Here is a 4,812-nt window from a genome sequence, read left to right as displayed (position 1 = left end):
GTGCCCGCCCAGGACGCGCCGATGGTCCCCGGCTGCCGGGGCAGCGACTCACCGCTGTACGGCGAAGCCGAAGGTCTGCAAAAGGCGATGAAGCGAGGAAAGTAGAATCGCTGCTGCCGACATGAACGACTGGCAACTGGACCGCGACGGGTACTGTCTGCTCGAGCAAGCCGTGCCCGCGGAATCGATCGCGAGCTTGCTCGTGGCGTGCAGCCGCGCCTTTGACGATGACAGCCAGGGGGTGCGGGCGCGGTCGAGTCGCGGTCATGTGTATGCGGCGCGAAATCTGATCGAGTCGATTGCCGAGGTGACAACCGTTTGGCAGCGTGATCCGCTGTTGTCATTCCTGCGTGAGCGACTCGGCACGGGATTCGGTTTGGTGCGTGCCCTGTTCTTTGACAAGCCACCGGATCGCACTTGGGCATTGGCTTGGCACAAGGACACTTCGGTCGCGGTGAAAGACAACTCGATCACGTCCGCATCGTTTTCACGCCCGACCACGAAAGCCGGGGTACCACACCTGATCGCCTGCGACGATGTCTTGAAGCAGATGCTCACGCTGCGGATTCACTTGGACGACGTCACCGACGAAAACGGCCCGCTGCGCGTCATCCGGGGATCGCATCGATCCAGCGACAGCGAAGGAGAAAACCTGGACGGGGCGGTTGACATCCATGCCGCCGCCGGTGATGTACTGGCAATGCGCCCGCTGATCAGCCATTGCAGTGGTCCGTCCAAGCCGGGCACGACACGTCATCGACGGATCTTGCACCTGGAGTTTGCAGCGTCCTCGACATTGCCCGACGGCGTGCAGTGGCATGATTTCGTCCGCGACGGTTGACTCGCCTGGTGGACAGCCCTGGTGGTGGTGTCGATACTGAAGTCATACCTTGAAAAAGGATGTCGCAACGGCAGGGCGAATGCATTGCCGATGACGAATCGAATCGGGAAGAATCAGAGAGTTGCGCGTACAACGGCGGTTGCGGATCATGAAGAAACACGAATGGCGTGAGAAAACCGACGAAGGCGCCACGCGTCTGGTCACCGCCACCCGCCACGGCGGCAAATGGAAACTCCAATCGCGACTGAAGTCGGACACCGAATGGACTCAGTTTCCGGTCATCGAGTTGGAAGATCTCGAAACCCTGCGTGAATTGCTCTGGAACAAGTATCAGCGCAATCGCATCCCCCACGAACAGGTGCTGGAAATCGATGCCCTGATCGAAGCGGCCAAACAGAACGGATAGGTTCGCGTCGCGCCGGAACCGGTCTCCGTTTTCCGGCAGCGGTACCGATTGGGCGATCGCCCCGGCGTTGGACGCAAACGTGGTATCATCCACCCCTCGCAGATCGCGCGCTGGGGATGCCGTTCTGTTCATGCCGTTGACGACGTCCAACTCGCGGAGCATTCAATCGACCATGAGACAGCTCGTTCGCATCCACCTGGCACTACTTCTTGCGGCGTCCCTGATCGGGTCTTGGGGAGCAGCTTGCATCGGTCAAGACGTCGCCCGCCCCAATCTGGTCTTCATCCTTGTCGACGACCAGGGTTACTACGATCTGGGGTGTTATGGCGCGACCGAGGTCAAGACGCCACGGATCGACGCGATGGCCGCCGAGGGGACACGATTCACGGACTATTATGCCGCCGCGCCGATTTGCAGCCCGTCCCGCGCGGGGTTGTTGACCGGTTGTTACCCGCGCCGGGTCGGCAATCACATTTGGGTGCATCGCGCCGATTCGCGATCCGGGATTCATCCCGACGAATTGACGATCGCGGAACTCCTGAAGCAACACGGTTATGCGACGGCCTGTATCGGGAAATGGCATCTCGGCTTTCACGAGCCGTTCCTGCCCCACAACCAAGGCTTTGATCATTACTTCGGATTGCTGCACAATCTTGACCCGGTCGAAATCGTCTACTTTGAAGACGAGGGCGGTGTGCCGCTGATTCGCAATGGCGAGGTCGTCAAACGCCCGGCCGATCCTGCTGAACTGACGAAGCGGTACACCGACGAGGCGATTGAGTTCATCGAGAAGAACAAGGAGGGGCCGTTCTTTCTTTATCTGCCGCACACGATGCTGCACAATCCGCTGGGCGTCAGTGAATCGTTTCAAAGCAGGTCGAACTGGGGCGAGTATGGGGATGCCATCGAGGAACTTGATCACAACGTCGGCCGTTTGTTTGACACACTCAAACGGCTGGGCATCGACGACAACACGGTTGTTGTCTATGCGTCCGACAACGGCCGCGGACCGGGACGAACACCAACGCAGAAGCTTCGCGGACGCAAGCTATCGACCTACGAAGCCGGTATTCGCGTGCCCGCGATCGCCTGGGGACCCGGGATGGGATTGCAGACGGGCGCAGAGTCATCGACCATCGTTCGCGCCATGGATTGGTACCCGACGTTGGCCACGATGGCGGGGATCCGAATTCCCCAAGACCGCGTCATTGACGGGCGAGACATCAGCCCGCTGCTCAAGGGGGAAACCAAAATCGTACCACTGCCCGGCATGAAGAAATCGCTGAACGCCTCGGTCCCACTTCGCCGCCGTTGGGATCCGCCCGGCGAATGGGCGCCGCTGATCAATCGCAACGAATACAACGAAGCCTTCTTTTACCACGGCAGCCAGGGGGCGCTAGCCGCGGTCCGCTGGAGGAATTGGAAACTGACTTTGAATCCGAGCCTCCAGCTTTACGACTTGGTCGACGACCCGGCCGAATCGCAACCGGTGCGCAACGGCGAAATCATTCGTAAGTTGCGTGGCATGGCGATTTTGTTTCAAGACGAAATGCGACTCGACGCGCGGCCGGCCGGTGAGGCGGACAAGGTGCGGGCTGACGGTCGAACCGAGATTCCACGGGCCGTAATGGAAAGCCTGCAGGCAAAGCTCGACGTGACCTACGCACGGTATGGTGATCGCGCGTTGAAGATGGACATCTATCGGCCCAAGGGGGCTTGGGGGGCGTTGCCCGCGGTGGTCTGTATCCACGGCGGAGGTTGGGCCAATGGCAATCGGACCAGCCACGGAAAGATCGCCCAGGCACTCGCCGCGCGTGGATACGTCGCTGCCACGATTTCGTATCGGTTGAGCGGTGAAGCGCCCTTTCCGGCGGCGATCCACGATTGCAAAGCCGCGGTGCGATTCCTCCGCGCTGAGGCCAAAGCCTTTGGAATCGATCCAGCGAAAATCGGCGCGATCGGCTTGTCCGCCGGCGGGCACCTGACGGCGCTGCTGGCGACGTCGTCCGGTGACGAAGCGCTGGAAGGTCCGGGTGGCAATGCGGCGTTTAGCAGCGCAATTCAAGCAGCCGTGCCGATGGGCGCCCAAACGGATCTGCTGTCACAACGCACGCGAGAAATCTCTGCCACGGAGGATCGCGGGACGATCTGGAGACAGTTTCTCGGCGGCGCGTTGAAAGACGCGCCCGAAACGTATCGCCTCGCATCGCCACTGCAACACTTGGACAAGACCGATCCGCCGTGCTGGTTCATCACGGGCGAAACGGACGATCCCAGCACCCGCGCGGATGCATTTCGCAGGCGAATGAACGAGTTGGGCATCCCGTCCGGTCTGACGGTCATCAAGGACGCGCCGCATCCGTTCTTGGGGAGACAGGTTTGGTTTGACGAGGCGATTGACGTAGCGGATGCGTTCTTCCGCGAGCGGTTGAAGGACGAGTGACGCGTGTAGAAATAATCCCACCGATGGCAGCGTGAACCCACGGATAACCATCGGCACGTGACCCAGCTACTTCGCTTGCTTGACAAGGTGGATCGCGCGGACGTCGAATAAGGCACCTTTTGCGATTCTCGTAGCATCGATTCGCAATTGATACGTTCCCGGCTCGATGACGGTGAGATCACCGAGGTGGTTCCAGCGAAAGTTTTGAAAGTGCCCCGTGTCGATCGTTTGAAACGGCAGTTCGGCGACGATGGTCGCTTCGTCGCGAAGTGTGATCACGGCATCGCTGCCCCCCTGGCCTTGACCACAGCCTTGCAGCACCGCCACGCAATAACGCCCCGGCTGGTCCAGTTTCAAATCCCAAGTGGCATAGTCCTTGGCAACCGTCCAATAGCCGACGGTGTTCTTGTACCACTGGGGCTCGAAACGCAGCTTTTCGCCGAAGGTCGCAGCCTGATGTGCAAACAGCATGACCGAACCGTCGCCGTCAGGTTCCGCCGGCGAAGTTTCACCGGGCAACAGCGGATCGCCGTCGAACACGACTTGGATCATCGCACCTGAATCGACAGGGGTTTTCCAGGAGAACCGCCAATGGTCCGGCTCAGGGACAAAATTAAGCTCGCGTTCGGCATCGCCGTGCCAGCTCAACGAACGGATTGGGGCGCAAAGCCGCGGGAGATTGACGCTGCGTGCTTCGATCGATTCCGCAGTCGGCTGCAACCACAACGTTTGCCCGTCGCGATAAACGTTCAGCGCATCGCTGCTAAGCGAAGCCATCCACTTCGCACTGTCCGGCAGACTGTCCGGCAGATCGCTGGGCCGATCAGCCGGTCGGGACGGAGTCGAGTCGGTCGATTGGCCACTGACCGTTGCGATTGGCATCCAAGCTGTGGTAAAGGCGACAAACGCGATCAATAGGATTGGGGTTGGGACGATAAAGTGCATGGTATTTGGTTGGACCGATGAGGTTTCAAACGTGGCAGAGGCTTCCGCTTGAGTCTACGCCAGGATTTCGTTGACAACCCGTGCCGGTTCGACACCGGTCAGCCGGGCGTCCAAGCCTTGGAATTTGACAGACAGGCGGTGGTGGTCAATGCCCATCAAATGTAACAACGTCGCGTG

General features: G+C 60.0%; 5 protein-coding genes. 3 read left to right on the top strand and 2 right to left on the bottom strand.

Annotated features, from left to right (window positions below; genetic code table 11):
• The first annotated feature begins 121 nt into the window (after window positions 1-121).
• The 3 genes from ABX749_RS22285 (at window position 122) to ABX749_RS22275 (ending at window position 3,690) form a co-directional block, all read left to right on the top strand.
• Window positions 122-841, top strand: coding sequence for a phytanoyl-CoA dioxygenase family protein (locus ABX749_RS22285; RefSeq protein WP_372897921.1), 720 nt, complete (start codon window positions 122-124; stop codon window positions 839-841).
• A 148-nt stretch (window positions 842-989) separates the two neighbouring features.
• A complete protein-coding gene (locus ABX749_RS22280) occupies window positions 990-1,247 on the top strand; it encodes a hypothetical protein (protein WP_372897920.1) in 258 nt (85 codons plus the stop codon).
• A 172-nt stretch (window positions 1,248-1,419) separates the two neighbouring features.
• A complete protein-coding gene (locus ABX749_RS22275; protein WP_372897919.1) occupies window positions 1,420-3,690 on the top strand; it encodes an alpha/beta fold hydrolase in 2,271 nt (756 codons plus the stop codon).
• Between the two features lie 66 nt (window positions 3,691-3,756).
• Here the strand turns inward: ABX749_RS22275 and ABX749_RS22270 are convergent, their stop codons facing one another.
• Both ABX749_RS22270 and ABX749_RS22265 read right to left on the bottom strand, forming a co-directional pair.
• Window positions 3,757-4,572: a hypothetical protein gene (locus tag ABX749_RS22270; RefSeq protein WP_372897918.1), complete on the bottom strand. Its 816-nt coding sequence runs from the start codon at window positions 4,570-4,572 to the stop codon at window positions 3,757-3,759.
• A gap of 117 nt (window positions 4,573-4,689) precedes the next feature.
• The coding region (locus ABX749_RS22265; protein ID WP_372897922.1) for a DUF1501 domain-containing protein at window positions 4,690-4,812 on the bottom strand (123 nt) is incomplete at its 5' end.

The sequence above is a fragment of the Stieleria sp. genome, from assembly GCF_041595215.1.
GTDB lineage: Bacteria > Planctomycetota > Planctomycetia > Pirellulales > Pirellulaceae > Stieleria > Stieleria magnilauensis.
The sequence above is the reverse complement of the archived record's forward strand: the minus strand, read 5'-3'. Positions and strand labels throughout refer to the sequence as shown.